Genomic DNA, 17,570 nt, shown 5'->3' with positions numbered 1-17,570 from the left:
GGACACTTGGGGCCCGCCCCCTGCGCGCGAACGGACACTTGGGGCCCGGTCCCTGCGCGCGAACGGACACTTGAGGGCCCGGTTCGGCCGCAAAACAGGGCCCCAAGTGTACGTTCGGCCGTCAGAGGTGTGGCTTTCTTCAAGAGAGTCAGCTACTCTGCGGGTATGGCACTTCGATCCGACTGGTCCCAGCGCAGCTGCAGCATGGCACGCGGCCTCGATATCCTGGGCGACCCGTGGGGCATGCTGGTCCTGCGCGAGGTCTTTTTCGGCAACGGGCGCTTCGACGCCATGAAGGCCCGGCTCGGTGCGGCGGACTCCGTCCTGACCCGGCGGCTGGCCGCACTTGTCGACGCCGGCCTGCTGAGCCGCCGGCCCTACGACGACGGCGGCCGGCAACGCCAGGAATACGTGCTCACGGCGAAGGGCGAGGACGCGCTTCCGGTGCTCAACGCCGTCGTGATCTGGGCCGAAAAGCACCTGCCCGCACCGTCGGAGCAGGCGCACATGTTCGTGGTCCACAGCGGCTGCGGCCAGCGCACCACCTCCGCGGACAGCTGCACGGCCTGCGGTGAACGGCTCACGGCCGACAACACCAGCTGGCACAGCCTCACCCGGACCGACCACCCGGTACCCCTCGCCACCGCCCCCGCAGCCCAAAAGAGTGCCCAGCAGAATGGAACAGCAGCATGAGCGCGCCCCGGACCACCTCCCGCCGCCCGGTCGGGCGCCGGCTTCACCCCGCCTGGATCGTCGCCGTCGTCGCATTCCTGGCGCTGGTCGGCGCGGCCGGCTTCCGGGCCGCCCCGGGCGTGCTGATGGTGCCGCTGCAGACCGAGTTCGGCTGGTCCACCACCGTGCTCTCGGCGGCGGTCAGTATCAACCTGGTCCTGTTCGGCCTGACGGCGCCGTTCGCCGCGGCACTGATGGAGCGCTTCGGCATCCGCGCCGTGACCTCCGTGGCGCTGGTGCTGATCGGGGCCGGCAGCGCCCTGACCGTGCTGGTGAACCAGTCCTGGCAGATCCTGCTGACCTGGGGGCTGCTGATCGGTCTCGGCACCGGGTCCATGGCACTGGTATTCGCGGCCACGATTGCCAACACCTGGTTCGCCAAAAGCCGCGGCCTGGTGATCGGCATCCTCACCGCGGGCAGCGCTGCCGGGCAGCTGGTGTTCCTGCCCTTCATCGCCGCCCTGGCGCAAAACCCCGGCTGGCGGCAGGCCTCGCTGCTGATCGCCGCCGGCGCGCTGGCCGTGGTGCCGCTGGTGCTGAAGTTCCTGAAGAACTCACCGGCCGACGTCGGCGCGCTGCCCTACGGCGCTGACACCGACGCCGAAACCCCTGAGACGCCGGAAGCCCCGCCAACCGCTGGGGCGCCGGTGACGCCGGGCGGAACGGCCGAACCGCGCCGCAACGCCGCGGTCCGGGCGCTCCAGGTGCTCAAGCGCGCCAGCAAGGTCCGCACCTTCTGGGCACTCGTGGCCGGCTTCGCCATCTGCGGGGCCACCACCAACGGGCTGATCGGCACGCACTTCATCCCGTCGGCGCACGACCACGGCATGGCCGAAACCACCGCCGCCGGCCTGCTGGCTGTGGTCGGGATCTTTGACATCCTTGGAACCATCGCCTCCGGCTGGCTCACGGACCGGTTCAACCCGCGGATCCTCCTGGCGGTCTACTACCAGTTCCGCGGCATCGGGCTGCTGGTCCTGCCGCTGCTGCTCAGCGCCGAGGTCCAGCCCAGCATGATCGTCTTCGTGGTCATCTATGGCCTGGACTGGGTGGCCACCGTCCCGCCGACGGCCGCGATCTGCCGGCAGGTGTTCGGGGCGGACGGCAGCGTGGTGTTCGGCTGGGTCTTCGCCGCCCACCAGCTCGGCGCGGCCGCGGCGGCGCTGGCCGCGGGGGCCATCCGGGACGCCACCGGCCAGTACACCTACGCCTGGTTCGCCGCCGCGGCGATGTGCACTATCGCCGCCGTCATCAGTGCGACTATCCGCAAGGACGCCGGACAGAAGGCCAGGGTCCCGGTCCCGGCCTGACCACTCGGTAGGATGAACGGCGGGGACCGGCGCAGCCGCCGCCGGCGCGCTGCGCCCAGGTCCGCTGCAGCAAATATTGGGGGGATCCACACATGTCACTGCTCGACGCCGAAAGCCCGCACGCCCCGCCGTCCGCGAACCGGGGAGCCCCGCCGTCCGGGAACCGGGCCGCCCCGCCACCGGCCCCGGGCCGGAAGAGCCGCCGTCCCCTCCGCCAGTCCTTCGCCGCCGCCCTGTTTCCGCTGGGCCTGGCCGTCGTCGCCTTCGCGGTGTGGCACTGGCTGGCCGTCTGGGGTGAACAGGGGCTGGACTTCAGCGTCTATTGGTACGGCGGGAAGATCCTCAACGACGCGGGCGCAGCGGCGTCGGACCTCTACGAAGGCAACGTTGACTGGGCCGGAGGACCCGGGCTGCCGTTCACCTACCCGCCCTTCGCCGCGCTGCTCTTCAGCCTGCTGGCCCGGATGCCGGAAAAGTCCGCCCTGGACCTGTTCAATACCGCAGGCGTCCTCACGGCGGCCTGGGTCACGATCCGCGCGCTCCGCTACTGGACGGCCAAGGCGGACTGGCGCGCCGCCTTCCGTTCCCCCGGCAACCGGTGGGCCGCCGCCGGCCTGCTCCTGGCCGTGCTCAACCTCGGCCCCTGGCGCGAAACCCTGGCCTTCGGACAAATCAACATCCTGCTGATGGGCCTGATGGCCGCGGACCTGCTGGCCCGGAACCCCCGCTGGGCCCATGGCATCCCCGGCAGCGGGTTCCTGGTGGGCGTCGCCGCGGGCATCAAATTGACCCCGCTGGTGTTTGGGCTCTACTTCCTGGTCCGGAAGGACTGGCGGGGCCTGCTGAACATGGGTGCGGGATTCCTCGCCACCGTCCTGCTGGGCGCGCTGCTGCGCCCGGCCGAGTCCCTGCAGTTCTGGCTCCGGGTCCTGCCGGACACCTCGCGGATCGGCGGGGCCGGCTACGTCGACAATCTCTCCCTCAAGGGCGCACTACTGCACTTCGGCGTTCCCGAGGACGCCGTGACCGCGCCCTGGCTGGTGCTGAGCCTGCTGGTGGTCGCACTGGCGGCCGGCATCATCAAATCCGCGAGCGAGCAGGGCGCACGGGTGGTCGCCATCTCGACGACCGCCCTCACCATGCTGCTGATCAGCCCCGTCTCCTGGTCCCACCACTGGGTGTGGGTCGCTGTCATCCTTCCCGCTTTCGCCTGGACCCTGCGCGAAATGCCGTCCCGCTACCGCGGAACCCGCTGGCTGATGGGCGGTGTGCTGGGGGTCTCCGTGCTCGTGTTCCTCTTCTCACCGAAGACGATCGGCGCGGCCCTCGGCGCGCAGGACCTCAACATCCAGACGCCCGGGCTTTGGATCATGGCGTCCAGCGCCGGGGTCTGCTGCGCCCTGGCCCTCCTGCTGTGCTGGCAGCTCGCCCTGCGCCGAGGGTCCCTGGCCCAGGCCTTCGACGCGTACACAGCGCTGGCGCCGCTCCGGGAACCTGCCGCCGCACCGGCCCGGCTAGGCTGAAGCGTATGACGCAGACTCCCGGTTATCCCGCCCCGGCCACGGTCCAGCGGAGGACGGCGCTGGTCACCGGCGTCGGACGGCTCGCGGGTCTCGGCGCCGCCATTGCGCGGCGGCTGGCCGCCGACGGCTGGGACCTGGTGCTCACCTACTGGCAGGACTACGACACCCGGATGCCCTGGGGCGCCCAGCCGGACGACGTCGAGCGCCTCACCGCCGAACTGCAGGCCACCGGCGCAGCCGTGGTGGCTGTGCCCGCCGACTTCGAGGATCCGCAGGCCGTGGACCGGCTGATGGCCGCGGTCCCGGACCAGGCCGGCGCCCTGCAGGGACTGGTACTCAGCCACGCGGAATCCGTGGACTCCGGCATCCTGGACACCTCCCTGGAGAGTTTTGAGCGGCACTTCGCCGTCAACACCCGCGCTAGCTGGCAACTGATCGCGGCGTTTGCGCGGCAGGCTCCGGCCGAAGGCGGCGCGATCGTGGCGCTGACCAGCGACCACACCGCGTTCAACCTCCCGTACGGGGCGTCCAAGGGCGCCTTGGACCGGATCGTGATAGCCGCGGCGCGGGAGCTGGGTCCGCAAGGGATCAGCGCCAACGCGCTCAACCCCGGCCCGGTCGACACCGGCTGGATGGACGCGCAGCTGCGCGAAGAACTGGCCCGGCAGCAGCCCGGCGGACGGCTCGGCACCCCCGCGGACGTGGCCGGGACGGTGGCATTCCTGCTCTCGGCCGAGGGCCGCTGGGTATCCGGCCAGCTGGTCAAGGCCGACGGCGGCTTCTCCGCCTGACGCCCGAAGAACCCGCGGCCGCTCGCCCTAGCGGAAGGCGGCCAGGCCCGTGATGTGCTGGCCCAGGATCAGGGTGTGCACCTCGTCGGTGCCCTCATAGGTGCGGACCGACTCGAGGTTGGCGGCGTGCCGCAGCGGCGAGTAGTCCAGGGTGATGCCGTTCCCGCCCAGGATGGTGCGGGCCTCGCGGGCGATCGTGATCGCCTCCCGAACGTTGTTCAGCTTGCCGAGCGAGATCTGCTCCGGCCGCAGCGTCCCGGCGTCCTTGAGCCGGCCCAGCTGCAGCGCCAGCAGTGTGCCCTTCTGGATCTCTAGCAGCATGTTCACCAGCTTTTCCTGGGTGAGCTGGTATCCGGCCAGCGGCCTGCCGAACTGCAGCCGCTCCTGCGCGTACCGCAGGGCCGCCTCGTAGGAGTCCCGGGCCGCGCCCATCGCGCCCCAGGCAATCCCGTACCGCGCTTCGTTCAGGCAGCTGAAGGGTCCGCGCAGGCCGCGCGCGGCGGGCAGAAGCGCCTCGGGGCCCAGCCGGACGGCGTCGAACGTCACATCGCACTGGATCGAGGCGCGCATCGAGAGCTTCTGCCCTATAGGCGTCGCGGTGACCCCGGGAGTGTTGGCGGGGACCAGGAAGCCGCGCACGCCGTCGTCGGTCATGGCCCAGACCACCAGGACGTCCGCCACCGAGGCCAGGCCGATCCAGCGCTTCGCCCCGTCCAAGACCCAGCCGGCGTCGTCGCCGGTCCCGTCGCGGCGGGCGGAGGTCTGCATGGCGGCGGGGTCCGAGCCGGCGGTGGGTTCGGTCAGGGCGAAGCAGCCGATCAGCTCGCCGGCAGCCATCCGGGGGAGCCACTCCTGCTTCTGCTCCTCCGAGCCCCACTTGTGGATGGCCGTCATCGCCAGGGAGCCCTGCACGGAGACGAACGTGCGGATGCCGGAGTCGCCCGCTTCCAGCTCCATCGCGGCCAAGCCGTATTCGACGGCGGAGCGGCCGGGGCAGCCATAGCCGTCCAGATGCATGCCGAGCACCCCGAGCTCGCCCAGTTCCGGGGCCAGCTCCAGGGGGAAGACGCCGTCGTCATACCAGCGCGCGATGCCCGGCCGGATCCGCTGGGTGGTGAAATCCCGGACCTTCTCGCGCATGGCCAGCTCGTCTGCGCTCAGCAGGGAGTCGATCGCCAGGACATCGGACACATCTGTTGCTGCAACACTGCTCATTGGAGCATCCTACGTTCCGGCGCGGGCGGCGTCCCCGACCCTCCTGCCCGGTTAGTTCCGGTACCCGGCCCGGATCGCGGCCGACACGCCGGTGTCACGGGCAGCTCCAGGGGCACGCGGGAAAGTAACTGGGCTGGAGCGTCCGGTGTGCCCCCGGGCCTACACTGGTGCCATGGACACCGCTTCCGTGCTTGCCGTCTGCCGGGTACACCAGTTGCTCAGCGATTCCGGAAGCGTGGGCGTGACCGCGATCGACAAGCGGCCGGTGGAGGGTCCGGTGAAGGTCCACCGGCTGGGGCTCCACGGCGACATCCAGGCCAGCCGCATCCACCACGGCGGCGAGGACCAAGCACTCTACGCCTATTCGCAGGACGACGCCGACTACTGGGCTGAGGAGCTGGGCCGCGACATTCCGCCCGGCTACTTCGGGGAGAACCTCCGCGTCGCCGGCATTGACGCCACCAACGCGGTGATCGGGGAACGCTGGAAGATCGGGCTCGACGTCGAAGTCGAAGTGACGTCGCCCCGGGTGCCCTGTGCCACGTTTCAGCGGCGGGTCGGCGTGCCCAACTGGGTGGCGCGGTTCGGCGAGGCCGGCCGGGTCGGCAGCTACCTCCGGGTGGTCCGGACGGGCACCATCCAGGCGGGGGACCACATCCACCGGATCTTTGTCCCGACCCACGGCGTCACCATCAGGAAGTGGTTCAGTGATCCTGCGCTCGAGGACATGGAAGCCTTGCGGGACGCCGACGCCGATGGCGAGATCCGCCTTCAGCCCGAGTACCACGAGTATTTCGAGAACCTGAGTCGCCGGCTCGCGCGCTAGGGGCGGAAGCGGCAGTGTGCGCAAGCTCACCGCCGCCGGTGTGCCCTCCGTTAGTACCTGCGCCGCTGCATGCCTTACACTTGAAATATCCCCCACTCCGGAAATCCCTTATTCCTGCCCAATTCTTGAGGCAGGACTGGTAAGTGTTGGGGCCCGCAAAATGTGATGCGGGCATTTTCATAGGGAGAGCCGGCTAAAGAAAACGCTGTACAGACTGCTGGGATAGCAGCCAAGAGATGCAGCGGGAAGTCCTGCCACGGGATTGCGAAAGCGCCGGGCTTCTATGTGACCGGCCGGTCAAAGTATGCCCGGCACCCCGTGTCACGCGTACTGCGGCTCCGCTCACCTCGGGTTGTGCCGCCTGGCCCCTATGGATGAGGAAGATTCCCCTATGCCCGAAAATCAGGACAACTCCGTCGACACCGAGAACACCCGCACCGACGTCGAGTTCACCGAACCTGCTGCCCCCGCTGCAGCCGACACCACCAATGACACCACCGCCGAGAACTCCGGCGACGACGACGGCGGCCTCCGCTTCGTTGACCTCGGCATCGACGCCCGCGTCCTTGCCGCCCTTCAGGACGTCGGCTACGAGAAGCCGTCCCCGATCCAGGCAGCGACCATCCCGGTCCTGCTCGAGGGCCGCGACGTCGTGGGCCTGGCCCAGACCGGCACCGGTAAGACTGCAGCATTCGCAGTACCGGCGCTGTCCCGGCTGGCCGAACTCCACGACCTGAACGGCCCGTCCCGCAAGACGCAGGCCCTGGTCCTGGCTCCGACCCGCGAGCTCGCGCTCCAGGTCGCGGAGGCCTTCACCTCCTACGCCAAGCACATCGACGACTTCACCGTCCTGCCGGTCTACGGCGGCTCCGCCTACGGCCCGCAGCTGGCCGGCCTGCGCCGCGGCGCCCAGGTTGTTGTCGGTACCCCCGGCCGCGTGATCGACCACATCGCCAAGGGTTCGCTGGACCTGTCCGAACTTCAGTACCTCGTGCTGGACGAAGCTGACGAGATGCTGCGCATGGGCTTCGCCGATGACGTGGAGCAAATCTTCCAGCAGACCCCCGAAGGCCGCCAGGTTGCCCTGTTCTCGGCCACCATGCCGAGCCAGATCCGCCGGCTGTCCAAGCAGTACCTGAACAACCCGGCCGAGATCCAGGTCAAGTCCAAGACCACCACCGGCGCCAACACCCGCCAGCGGTACCTGCAGGTCATGGGCCCGCACAAGCTCGACGCGCTGACCCGCATCCTCGAGGTTGAAGAGTTCGACGGTGTCATCGCGTTCGTCCGCACCAAGATGGCCACCGAGGATCTGGCTGACAAGCTGCGCTCCCGCGGCTTCCTGGCGGCCGCCATCAACGGCGACATCCCGCAGCAGCAGCGTGAGCGCACCGTCGAGGCACTCAAGGAAGGCCGCATCGACATCCTCGTCGCCACTGACGTCGCCGCCCGCGGCCTGGACGTCGAGCGGATCAGCCACGTGATCAACTACGACATCCCGCACGACACCGAGTCCTACGTGCACCGCATCGGCCGCACCGGCCGCGCGGGCCGCTCCGGCGACGCCGTGCTGTTCATGACCCCGCGGGAGAAGTACCTGCTGCGTTCGATCGAGAAGGCAACCCGCCAGCCGGTCGAACAGATGCACCTGCCCACCGCGGAGACCGTCAACACCCTGCGCCTGGGCAAGTTCGCGGACAAGATCACCGAGACCCTCGAATCCGAGGACGTTTCGGCCTTCCGTGACCTGATCGCCTCCTACGAGGAAGAGCACAACGTTCCGGCCGCCGAGATCGCCGCCGCACTGGCCGTCATGGCCCAGGGCGGCCAGCCGCTCCTGGTCAAGGAACTGCCTGCCGCTCCGGAATTCCAGAAGCGCGAGCGCTCCAAGGACGGCTTCGGCTCCCGCGGCCCGACCCGCACCCTGACCGAGGGCAACGCCACCTACCGGATCGCCGTCGGACGCCGCCAGCGCGTCATGCCGGGTTCCATCGTCGGCGCCATCGCCAACGAGGGCGGCATCTCCTCGGCCCAGATCGGCGGCATCGACATCCGCTCGGACCACTCCCTCGTGGAGCTTCCGGCGGACCTGAGCCCGGATCAGCTGAAGGCCCTGTCCCGCACCCGGATCGGCGGCGAGCTGATCCACCTCGAGCTGGACAACGGCCGCAAGCCCTCCGGTGACCGCGGCGCCTACCAGGGCAACCGGGGCGGAGACCGTGGCGAGCGCGGCGGCTACTCCGGTGGCAGCGGCAACTTCAAGGGCAACGGCGGCTTCAAGCGCGAATTCCGCAAGAACGACGGCGAGCGTTCCTCTGCCGACCGCGGCGGCCGCTCCTTCAGCGACCGCAACGAGCGCAGCGTCGGCACCGACACCCGCAAGCCCCGCACCGAGGGCGGCTTCAAGCCCCGGAACAAGTGGTAACCACTAGTTCCTAGGCGGTGCCAGGACGGGCCGGCTCTTCTTGAGCCGGCCCGTTCTGTGCTTAAGCCGTCACGGGCGCGATTCCGATCCCGCGCCGGACCCGCGAGTCGGTTTCGTCACATCCGCGGGTCGGACCCGCCGCACTGGCCTCGCCGGACCCGGCCCCGGCCACGAGGATCCCCGGAACTACGCGGGTTTTGCTGCGATGGCCGGTGGAGGCCAGCCGATTTGTTGGGAGCGGAATCTTCCGGTAGAGTATTTACTCGTTGCCCCCCTAGCTCAGTGGTAGAGCGCGTTCTTGGTAAGAACGAGGTCACCGGATCGATTCCGGTGGGGGGCTCTGGATGAGGGCCTGCGTCAAGGCGGTTTTGACCGGCTGGACGCAGGCTTTTCTCATTCGTGGCGGTGTAGCTCAGTTGGTTAGAGCGCACGACTCATAATCGTGAGGTCGGGAGATCGAGCCTCCCCACCGCTACAGGGTAAGACCCCCGGAATCCGTGAGATTCCGGGGGTTTTGTCGTTTTCCGCGCTGGCTGGGCTTTTGAGAGTCGTCTTCGGAGGTCACCGAGAATCCTGCCGCCTTCCCTGTGAGACCGCCATGGCGGCGCCAACCGCTGCTAGTTAGGTCGCACCGCGGGCATTCTAACCCGCTATTTTGCCGTCAGGAGGCGGCGGGGGACCTGAGCCCTGGACTGCCCGAACCTCGTGCGGTCCAGGTCAGGCTGTGCCAAATCTTGCCCCGCGCAACGTGCGCATGGAAATCGAACGGCCACCGGAAGGACGCCGATCGGAGCCACCAGTTAAGACCTCGCAGTTCCCGGCGGGTGTCCGGGCTCAGCGGGGTCCTTTCGTTTCAAGGTAAGGGGCTGCCCGTCGTTCCAAGCCGGGGTCTTAACCCCGTAAGTGCTTTTACGCCCGGCAAATCGGCCACGTCGGAGGGCTCGGGCCGAGAAGCGTGATGTTTCAGCTAAAAAGCGTGTGTCTTCCCATCTTTTGCTGACGCCTCAGCAGCATCCATGAGCGCCGCGAGGCGTGCAATGTCGGCCGCGGACGCGCCGCCGCCCCCACGGGTCAAGGTCTCGAGTTCGCTTTGAACTATGCCGGGCCCATATTCATATGAGGTGGCGGTGCCGAGCAGTTGTATAGAAGGGGCTGCCAAGTCGACCAGCGCTTGGCCGTCAGCCGCCAGGAGCCTGTAGCGGTGCAGCCCGGATGGGACCCCGGGAGCGGCTCGGGAGACCAAGATCGTTACGACGACCCCGGGCCTCCACTGAATTGTGAGTGTCCACGTCTCTCCGCCCTCTGCGGCGCCGACGAAGCGCACAGCATGCACAGCTCCCCGAGGCGGCCCCAGAACGGCTGCTACAGCATCCAGGGCGAGAATGCCGACGTGGCGCAGGTCCCCTCCTGCTGCAGGGCCGTCACCGTAGGGGACGAACAGTTCAGCGTGGAGGGCGTGGGGAAGTCCGAACTCGCCGGCCTGGGCTGCCGCGGCCAAGGCCGCCACCGAAGGATGGAATCTGCTGTGGTATGCGGCCCGGACAGTGGCAGCGCGGGGGTCTCTTACTAGTTCGTGAAGCCGGGAAGTGCCGAGCAGTGCGAGCTTGTCGACGACGACCGGCTTTTGTGGTGCTGCCTCCAAGAGCGCATCCATTGAGTTGCCATCCACACACGCGACGACGGCATCGGCATCTGAGAGTGCGCCCGGCAGCTCGGTGTGCAGGGGAATTCCAAGTTGGTCGGCGAGCTCAGCGGCACGGTCAAAGCCGTCGCTTCCCCGTGTGCCTGGCCAAACACCGCAAACTTCAAGGCAATCGCTCGCGGCAATCGCCGGTACGAACATGTCCCGCTGGTGATGGCGGCCTGCCTCTGTTCCTGCTGCTCCCGCGAGGAGAATTCGGGTGGCGGTCATGATGCGATCCTCACTGTGCGGCCGGTCCGCGCTGACGCCTCGACCGCTTCGGCGATGACGGTTGCCCGCACGGCGTCGTGCGGGCTGGGTTCGCTTGGCGCGCCTCCGGCCACCGCAGCAGCGAAGACTCTCATTTGCTTCAGAAAGGGATCGTTGGTAGCTGCGGCTCTGGGGCCCGAGGCTCCTGTCGTGTAGGCGACCCAGCCTTCGGCCCCATTGCTTCTGACCAACGTTCCGCGGTCGCCGTGCACTACGAGTTCAAACATGGAGGTCCCGCGGGGACGTTCGCCGCGGCTAATCTCGCAGACGGCAGTTGCGCCCGTGCTGGTCACCAGCGTCGCGCAGAGGTAGTCGTCGATCTGGAGGGCAGCTGAGGAAAGCGGCTGACCCACTGCGTAAACGGACGTGATGGGCGAACCAAGCCACCAGGCTGCCAGATCGTAGAGGTGGACGCCGTTATGGAAAGCGTGGCCTCCGGAGCGGGCCGGGTCGAGAACCCAGGATGACCATCCGCCCCAGATCCATCCGCCGGTGATGGCAATCCTCAGAGCGCGGACTTCACCGATCGCGCCCGAATGTACGACGTCGCGGATGCGTTGCGCATAGTCCGCATGTCGGTGCGTGTGCCCGACCAGCAAGACTTTTCCTGAGCGCTCAAACGCCCGCACGACGTTGCCCGCATCTTCAGCGGAGAGGGCCATCGGTTTCTCGAGCAGGAGGCTTTTGCCCGCGGCGGCCACGGCCAGCGCGAGTTCGAAGTGGGTGTCATTCGGCGTGCAGACGACGACTGCGTCGATTGTGTCATCTGCCAGCACATCGTCAACGCTTGGAATCGATGCGACGCCCCACGTGGCTGCGAACCTAGCGGAGGCTGCCGCATAGTTGTCCGTCACCCCGGCGATTTCGACTCCGGCGGCGCGCGCGGCGGCCGCGTGCGAAGCTGCTATGAATCCGGCGCCGATGAGCGCAATCCGCATATGTTCCCCTAAGTGGTAGATGTGGAATAGAATTCCATGTCAAGAGGTGGTGTGCAAGACCCTGACCCGCTGCAACTGCAGCGAACCCGCAAGGTCCTCGTAAACAAACCCACCGGTGTATCTGAAAGGGGCACGGCGTGTCAGAGGCGGATCCCGCAGAGAAGGGCAATTACCACACGCACGCACTGGCGCGCGGACTGATAGTACTTGAGACTGTCGCCGCCCACGCGGGCCCCGTCACCCTCTCAAAAATCCACGAAGCGAGCGGACTCCCGAAAAGCACTATCGTGCGCCTAGTCAGCGTTCTCTGCGACGGCGAGTACCTCGTGCGAGTGGATGAGCGCCCGTCGTACCGGCTTGGTGACAAAGTCATGGTCTTGGCTAACAGCTACCTAGAGGCCCTCAGCGTCCCGGACTTGGCGCGGCCGCACCTCGCGGCGCTGGCGGCAGAGACCCGGCAGAGTGCGAACCTCGGGGTGCTCAGCGGCATTCACGTCGTTCATCTGGCGGTGGAACATCCGTCTCGACCGTTTCGATACGATGCCAACGTTGGCGATCGTGCCGTTCCTTACGGGACAGGACTTGGCAAGGTCCTACTTGCGGACCTGGCGCCGGACCAGTTCGCGGCTCACCTTCCTCCCGCCCCTTGGCCGGCTGTCACAGCAACAACCATCACAACGCCAGAAGCCTTGCGGACCGTCGTCAGTAAGGTGCGCGAACTCGGGTACGCGTACGACGACGAGGAATGGGATGAAGGGCTCCGCTGCTTGGCAGTTCCGGTGGTGGTCGGCGGCAAAACCATTGCCGCTGTAAGCGTTTCTGGTGCCGCTGGCGAGTTCTCCGATGAGGCACGTCCAAGGTTTCTCAAGATGCTGCGCCGGGCGGCCGACTCCCTGGCGGAGGACGCTGCCTTTGTGACGGCGATCGCCTCGGCATCTCGCCCGAGAGACTGACCTTCCAGCAAAACCACCTTGGCCGGCACGCGCTCGGCCGACGCGGCGGCAATGCTGGGGGCGGTGGAACGGCGCTCCTCTTCAAGCAATAGCGACTCGGGAAATTTCAACATGAAACGTCTTGCCATGTTGCGCGGGTGCCTCTTAGCATGACTACATCCGCGGGCCCCGCGGAGACCACGCTGAACTCGGAACGCCGTCCGCTTCACCCAACACCGAGGTTCGACTGACCTAAGAAGGAGTGCTCCTATGGCACAACGCAATCGGACCGCGCAGGGCGTTCTCGCCGCCCTGCTCGCGGGCACCGTCGCCCTGACCGCATGTTCGCCGCCAACTTCCGCCAGCGGGAGTGCCAACTCTGGTGGGAGCACCAAGGCCCTGACGGTCTGGTTGCAGCAGAAGCCGGACACGGCAAGTGCATTGTTGAGCGGAACGTATGGCAACTCGGAAATCTTGAGCGTCACGCAGGACCAGCTCGTCAGTGTCGCGGCCGATGGAACGCTGGAGCCGCGCGCAGCGACCAAATGGAACCTTTCCGCAGACGCGAAGTCACTCACCCTCAACCTCGCGGACCAGAAATGGTCCGACGGAAGTCCGTTTACGGCAGACGATGTGGTGTTCACGTTGAACCTCTACACCAATCCGGCGGTGAAATCGCCGCTGACTACCGTCCTAAAGCCCATCGCCGGATATGACGAGGTCGCCTCTGGGGCGGCGAAAGAGCTCTCCGGCGTCAAGAAGGTCGACGATCATACGGTGCGCATTGACCTCAAAAACCCCGATGTGGGCTTCATGTACACGTTGTTCGGCGCGACGATCTACGTCCTGCAAAAGGCCGCACTGAGCAAGGAAGATCCGGCAACCGTCGCATCGTCGCAAATCTGGATCACCCCCGGTAAGGTCCCAGGGTTGGGACCCTTCACGCTTAGCTCCTACGTTCCTGGGCAACGAGCTGAGTTTGCCAAGAACCCGAACTTCCGCAAACCGGTGGAGTTCGATCGGATGGTCCAGACGCTCGTCACCCAGGACGTTGCCACGCAGCAGCTTTCCTCGGGCGAAATGGATGTTGCACTGGTCGCGCCGACCGATGTGGCAACCGTCCAGGGCATGCAAAGCAAAGGCGTGGGCACAGTGTCCAACGAGGTTCCGGGGTTCGACCGTTACACGGTCAACCAGCGTAAGGAGTACCTGAAGGAACCAAAAGTTCGCCAGGGCCTGCTCACCGCCATCGACCGTGTCGGGATCATCAAATCCGTCTACGCAGGCCAAGCAAAGCCAATAAACAGCTCGTTCACGTCGTCGAAGGTTGTCAAGGATGGATTCGCCACGTACGACTACAGCCCGACCAAAGCCAAACAGCTTCTTACTGAGGCCGGTTGGGACTTTAATCGCGAGTTCGTGATCCGGGAGGTCAACAACAATGCACAGCGTCAGGCAATTGACCAAGTGGTTCTGAAGAATCTCCAAGACGTCGGAGTCAAGGCCACCATCAAGCCCGTCGACCAGGCGCAGGTGACTGACATGCTCACGAAGGGAGACTATGACATCTTCTTGTACGGCGGCGGCAACTACACTGCCGACCCGTCAACGAACATTCCGATGATCACCTGTGCCAACGCCTTCCCGAAGGGCGCCAACTTGCCGGCGTACTGCGATTCCAAAGTCGACGATCTGCTCTCGCAGGCCGCCACCAGCACCGACGAAGCCAAACGTGGGCAGCTGCTCACCCAGGCAGGCAAGCTCGAAAACGCCGACGTCTCGCACCTGTGGATTGCCCAACCCACCCGCGTTTACGCATTCAGCTCGAAAGTCACCGGTGGTGTCCGGGGCGGGGACGGCATGTTCAACATGCTCATGTCAGTCCAGGACTGGAAAGTAAAGTAGCGTCGACCCGACCAACCAGGGTCCCGGGACACGACGGCGGCGCGGGCTGCGCTGCCAGAAGTCCCGGGACTCGCCGGCGGCGTGGGCGCTGCCAGAACCGAGGAGTATTCCCCTATGGTGCGATACATTGCAGTCCGCTTCGCCACTATGGTGCTCGTTCTTGTCGTGATCTCCGTTGCGCTGTTCTCCCTGAGCCGCGCAGCTCCGGGCGGACCTCTGGCATCGCTAGTTCCTCCCGAAATGGTTGCGGACTCCGGTCCGCTCATCGCAGCAAAGATGAAGGAATACGGTCTTGACCAACCTCTGCCAGTTCAATACTGGCAATGGGTGAGCCATGTTGCCATTGGCGATCTTGGAAATTCGTTTCAGTACGGCCGTCCAGTCGTGAGCCTCATGGCTGAGCGTATGGTACCGACGCTTGAACTCATGGGGCTCGGCCTCTTCCTTGGCAATGTGGCCGCCCTGGTGCTCGGGGTTCTGCAGGCTTCGCGCAAGGGATCAGTGGTCGATTACGGCATCGGGACGCTTTCCCTGGTCCTGATGTCGACCCCTGCATTTTTCCTCGCAATGACGGCAATCTATGTTTTCTCGGCGCGCTTACAACTCCTGCCCTCGGCGCAAATGAGCACTCCGGGGGACGGCAGCACTGGCGACCTATTACGGCACCTTGTCCTCCCGGTCGCGGTCCTCGCCGTCGTGCAATGCGCGATGATGACGCGTTACGTTCGAGTGGGGCTGCTGGAGGAGATATCCCGGGATTATGTGCGCACGGCCTTGGCCCAAGGGGCCACACAGTTTCAGTCGCGCATGAAGGCTCTTCGCAACACCCTGGGGCCACTGGTAACGGTCATCATGCTATCGGCGCCCACGCTTCTAGGCGGTGCAGTTGTGCTGGAGTCGGTCTTCTCCTGGCCCGGGATGGGTTCTCTCGTGTTGGCTGCCATCGACTACCGGGACTACCCGATTATCCTGGGCTTCGGAATGGCCGTTGCCGTTCTGGTTGTTATCAGCAACTTCATCGCCGACATACTCGTGTCACTGCTAGACCCTAGAGTGAGGCTTCTATGAGTGAGATTCTGGCCCCTGGCCAAGAGGCCGCTGCTGTCACCGCGGCAGAGAATATCGCGGCGGCAACTCAGGCGGGTCCTACGCGTAGCCCCACCGCGTTGGCTGCGCGGCGTTATTGGGCCAACCGCGGCGCCTTGACATCGACGATTGTCCTCCTATTCATAGTCGCTCTGATCTTCATCGGGCCATTTTTCTTGCGCATTGACCCAGATGCGCAAGACCTGCTCGCGAGTCGCCAACCGCCGTCACCCGGCCACGTTTTGGGAACCGACCTGGTGGGGCGGGACGTGCTATCCCGCTTGTTCGCCGGCGGCCAGGTCTCTCTACTCGTGGGACTCGCAACCGGGGCGACGGCGCTTGCAGTTGGTGCGTTCGTCGGGGTGATCTCCGGGACTGTCGGCGGCCAAGTCGATTCGGTTCTGATGCGCATTACGGACATATTCATGGCCGTTCCGTCATTGCTCGTGGTGATCGTTGCGGGCGGCATTCTTGGTCCTTCGATTCCGCTCCTCGTGGGCCTCATAGCGGCCTTCGCATGGCCCACTTCGGCCCGAATCGCTCGTTCCGTTGTGCTTAGCGTGCGCGAGCTCGACTACATCAAGGCATCCGTGGCGGCAGGGACGCGAGGGCCGACGATTATGCTCCGGCATCTCCTTCCGGCCGTCATTCCGCAGGTGACGGTAAGCGGCGCCATGTTGGTATCGACCGCAATCCTCTCCGAGGCCGCACTCTCCTTTCTCGGTCTAGGGGTGGTTCCCCCCCAGGCATCGTGGGGAAATATGCTCCAGTCAGCCCAGTCATTCACAGTTATCTCTTCAATGCCGTGGCTATGGCTCTCACCCGGCATCTGTATAGCCGTCACATCTCTCGCGGTGATCTTCATCGGTGACGGCATGCGCGATGCCCTAGATCCGAAGGAAAGCCGATGACTTTACTTGAGGTCCGAAACCTGTCGGTGGAGTTCACAACAATGGACGGCCCCGTCCGTGCAGTTCGCGACTTGTCCTTCGAACTGGAACACGGCAAGTCACTTGGCATCGTCGGTGAGTCAGGGTCCGGCAAGACCGTATCGGTTCTCGCGTTGATGGGCCTGCTGTCGAACAACGCCGAGGTAGTTGGCGGTCAAATTTTGTTCGACGGTGAAGACGTCCTCCGCATGTCGGAGTCGCGAAGGCGTGCCCTTCGCGGAAGCCGAATCAGCATGATCTTCCAAGATCCCATGACGGCACTAAACCCGGTCGAGAGAGTTGGGACCCAGATAGGCCGGACCATCGAGTATCACGACCGCGCCGCTACGCGCCGCAGTGTGCGAGATAGGACGATCGAGGCCCTAGAGTCCGTCGGGGTGCCTGACGCTTCCCGCCGAAGCACTCAGTATCCACACCAGTGGTCCGGGGGGATGCGCCAGCGTGCGGTGATCGCAATGGCTCTGGTCAACCGCCCCGACCTTATAGTCGCGGACGAACCGACGACCGCGCTCGATGCCACCGTTCAAGCCCAGGTACTCGACGTCCTTCGACAGGTCCGTGCCGAACAAGGCTGCGCACTGATAATGATTTCGCATGACCTCGAGGTGGTCCGAGACATTGCAGACGACGTGATGGTCATGTACGCCGGCGCGAAGGCCGAAGTTCTCCCGGCCGAGAGGGTATTCGACTCGGCGGGTCATCCATATACACGAGCTTTGGTACGAGCCAGGCCCGGGTGGGGACCGCCTTCAGAAAGGCTATTCTCGATTCCGGGCCGACCACCGGACCTACTCACCGTTCCACCCGGCTGTCCTTTTGAGCCGCGTTGCGCGGAGTCGGAAGGTCTACCAGCCTGCCGTGATCTCGTGCCTCGCCTGCTCACAATCGGGGAGCGCCACAGGTCAGCATGCCACAGAGCCGGCCAGCTTTCGCCAATCGGTGTCGGAGCGTCAGAAACTTTAATGGAGGAACGCCTGTGAACGAGG

The 17,570-nt window shown here is 65.9% G+C and carries 14 protein-coding genes and 2 tRNA genes; 13 read left to right on the top strand and 3 right to left on the bottom strand.

All coding sequences use genetic code 11. The annotated features are described in order from the left end of the window. The first annotated feature begins 165 nt into the window (after positions 1-165). From FFF93_RS13325 to FFF93_RS13310, 4 genes are all read left to right on the top strand, one after another. Positions 166-693 (top strand): helix-turn-helix domain-containing protein, encoded by a 528-nt coding sequence (locus tag FFF93_RS13325; protein WP_138768496.1) that lies wholly within the window; start codon positions 166-168, stop codon positions 691-693. Beyond that, on the top strand, positions 690-2,042 hold the full coding sequence (locus FFF93_RS13320) for an MFS transporter (protein WP_138768497.1): 1,353 nt from the start codon (positions 690-692) through the stop codon (positions 2,040-2,042). The genes FFF93_RS13325 and FFF93_RS13320 overlap by 4 nt, the downstream gene beginning before the upstream one ends. Positions 2,043-2,134: 92 nt before the next feature. Continuing rightward, complete coding sequence (locus tag FFF93_RS13315; RefSeq protein WP_138768498.1) at positions 2,135-3,565, top strand: glycosyltransferase 87 family protein; 1,431 nt, start codon at positions 2,135-2,137, stop codon at positions 3,563-3,565. Positions 3,566-3,570: 5 nt separating this feature from the next. Beyond that, positions 3,571-4,356 (top strand): SDR family oxidoreductase, encoded by a 786-nt coding sequence (locus FFF93_RS13310; protein ID WP_138768499.1) that lies wholly within the window; start codon positions 3,571-3,573, stop codon positions 4,354-4,356. A 27-nt stretch (positions 4,357-4,383) separates the two neighbouring features. Here FFF93_RS13310 and FFF93_RS13305 read toward each other — a convergent pair whose 3' ends face one another. After that, positions 4,384-5,571: an acyl-CoA dehydrogenase family protein gene (locus FFF93_RS13305; RefSeq protein ID WP_138768500.1), complete on the bottom strand. Its 1,188-nt coding sequence runs from the start codon at positions 5,569-5,571 to the stop codon at positions 4,384-4,386. Positions 5,572-5,743: 172 nt separating this feature from the next. Between FFF93_RS13305 and FFF93_RS13300 the strand changes: the two genes are divergently transcribed. The 4 genes from FFF93_RS13300 (at position 5,744) to FFF93_RS13285 (ending at position 9,297) form a co-directional block, all read left to right on the top strand. Continuing rightward, a complete protein-coding gene (locus FFF93_RS13300; RefSeq protein WP_138768501.1) occupies positions 5,744-6,397 on the top strand; it encodes an MOSC domain-containing protein in 654 nt (217 codons plus the stop codon). Positions 6,398-6,788: 391 nt separating this feature from the next. Next, complete coding sequence (locus tag FFF93_RS13295; protein ID WP_138768502.1) at positions 6,789-8,822, top strand: DEAD/DEAH box helicase; 2,034 nt, start codon at positions 6,789-6,791, stop codon at positions 8,820-8,822. Between the two features lie 268 nt (positions 8,823-9,090). After that, a tRNA-Thr gene (locus FFF93_RS13290) sits at positions 9,091-9,162 on the top strand. A 61-nt stretch (positions 9,163-9,223) separates the two neighbouring features. Further along, positions 9,224-9,297 (top strand) — tRNA-Met (locus FFF93_RS13285). A gap of 492 nt (positions 9,298-9,789) precedes the next feature. On the opposite strand, the gene FFF93_RS13280 is transcribed toward FFF93_RS13285, so the two are convergent. Together FFF93_RS13280 and FFF93_RS13275 are read right to left on the bottom strand one after the other, a co-directional pair. After that, the gene (locus tag FFF93_RS13280; protein WP_138768503.1) at positions 9,790-10,734 is read right to left on the bottom strand and encodes a hypothetical protein; all 945 of its coding nucleotides are present in this window, start codon (positions 10,732-10,734) and stop codon (positions 9,790-9,792) included. Continuing rightward, on the bottom strand, positions 10,731-11,711 hold the full coding sequence (locus FFF93_RS13275) for a Gfo/Idh/MocA family protein (RefSeq protein ID WP_138768504.1): 981 nt from the start codon (positions 11,709-11,711) through the stop codon (positions 10,731-10,733). The genes FFF93_RS13280 and FFF93_RS13275 overlap by 4 nt, the downstream gene beginning before the upstream one ends. A gap of 137 nt (positions 11,712-11,848) precedes the next feature. Here FFF93_RS13275 and FFF93_RS13270 point away from each other — a divergent pair, with 137 nt between their 5' ends. The 5 genes from FFF93_RS13270 (at position 11,849) to FFF93_RS13250 (ending at position 17,564) form a co-directional block, all read left to right on the top strand. After that, positions 11,849-12,664 carry an IclR family transcriptional regulator gene (locus FFF93_RS13270; RefSeq protein WP_138768505.1) on the top strand — a complete coding sequence of 272 codons (816 nt, stop codon included), beginning with the start codon at positions 11,849-11,851 and terminating at the stop codon, positions 12,662-12,664. Between the two features lie 249 nt (positions 12,665-12,913). After that, positions 12,914-14,548: an ABC transporter substrate-binding protein gene (locus tag FFF93_RS13265; RefSeq protein WP_138768506.1), complete on the top strand. Its 1,635-nt coding sequence runs from the start codon at positions 12,914-12,916 to the stop codon at positions 14,546-14,548. A gap of 114 nt (positions 14,549-14,662) precedes the next feature. Then, complete coding sequence (locus tag FFF93_RS13260) at positions 14,663-15,616, top strand: ABC transporter permease (RefSeq protein ID WP_138768507.1); 954 nt, start codon at positions 14,663-14,665, stop codon at positions 15,614-15,616. Further along, positions 15,613-16,545 carry an ABC transporter permease gene (locus tag FFF93_RS13255; protein WP_138768508.1) on the top strand — a complete coding sequence of 311 codons (933 nt, stop codon included), beginning with the start codon at positions 15,613-15,615 and terminating at the stop codon, positions 16,543-16,545. Before FFF93_RS13260 ends, FFF93_RS13255 begins: the two co-directional genes overlap by 4 nt. After that, positions 16,542-17,564 (top strand): ABC transporter ATP-binding protein, encoded by a 1,023-nt coding sequence (locus FFF93_RS13250; RefSeq protein ID WP_138768509.1) that lies wholly within the window; start codon positions 16,542-16,544, stop codon positions 17,562-17,564. Before FFF93_RS13255 ends, FFF93_RS13250 begins: the two co-directional genes overlap by 4 nt. Positions 17,565-17,570: the final 6 nt, after the last annotated feature.

Origin of the sequence: Arthrobacter sp. KBS0702 (genome assembly GCF_005937985.2) — a bacterium.
Taxonomy (GTDB): Bacteria; Actinomycetota; Actinomycetes; order Actinomycetales; family Micrococcaceae; genus Arthrobacter.
The sequence above is the reverse complement of the archived record's forward strand: the minus strand, read 5'-3'. Positions and strand labels throughout refer to the sequence as shown.

Bases quoted from the DNA above. Each gene is read 5' to 3' on its own strand.
- FFF93_RS13325 (WP_138768496.1), top strand. From the start codon at position 166: ATGGCACTTCGATCCGACTGGTCCCAGCGCAGCTGCAGCATGGCACGC.
- FFF93_RS13320 (WP_138768497.1), top strand. From the start codon at position 690: ATGAGCGCGCCCCGGACCACCTCCCGCCGCCCGGTCGGGCGCCGGCTT.
- FFF93_RS13265 (WP_138768506.1), top strand. From the start codon at position 12,914: ATGGCACAACGCAATCGGACCGCGCAGGGCGTTCTCGCCGCCCTGCTC.
- FFF93_RS13260 (WP_138768507.1), top strand. From the start codon at position 14,663: ATGGTGCGATACATTGCAGTCCGCTTCGCCACTATGGTGCTCGTTCTT.
- FFF93_RS13280 (WP_138768503.1), bottom strand. From the start codon at position 10,734: ATGACCGCCACCCGAATTCTCCTCGCGGGAGCAGCAGGAACAGAGGCA.
- FFF93_RS13310 (WP_138768499.1), top strand. From the start codon at position 3,571: ATGACGCAGACTCCCGGTTATCCCGCCCCGGCCACGGTCCAGCGGAGG.
- FFF93_RS13295 (WP_138768502.1), top strand. From the start codon at position 6,789: ATGCCCGAAAATCAGGACAACTCCGTCGACACCGAGAACACCCGCACC.
- FFF93_RS13250 (WP_138768509.1), top strand. From the start codon at position 16,542: ATGACTTTACTTGAGGTCCGAAACCTGTCGGTGGAGTTCACAACAATG.
- FFF93_RS13300 (WP_138768501.1), top strand. From the start codon at position 5,744: ATGGACACCGCTTCCGTGCTTGCCGTCTGCCGGGTACACCAGTTGCTC.
- FFF93_RS13315 (WP_138768498.1), top strand. From the start codon at position 2,135: ATGTCACTGCTCGACGCCGAAAGCCCGCACGCCCCGCCGTCCGCGAAC.
- FFF93_RS13305 (WP_138768500.1), bottom strand. From the start codon at position 5,571: ATGAGCAGTGTTGCAGCAACAGATGTGTCCGATGTCCTGGCGATCGAC.
- FFF93_RS13255 (WP_138768508.1), top strand. From the start codon at position 15,613: ATGAGTGAGATTCTGGCCCCTGGCCAAGAGGCCGCTGCTGTCACCGCG.
- FFF93_RS13275 (WP_138768504.1), bottom strand. From the start codon at position 11,711: ATGCGGATTGCGCTCATCGGCGCCGGATTCATAGCAGCTTCGCACGCG.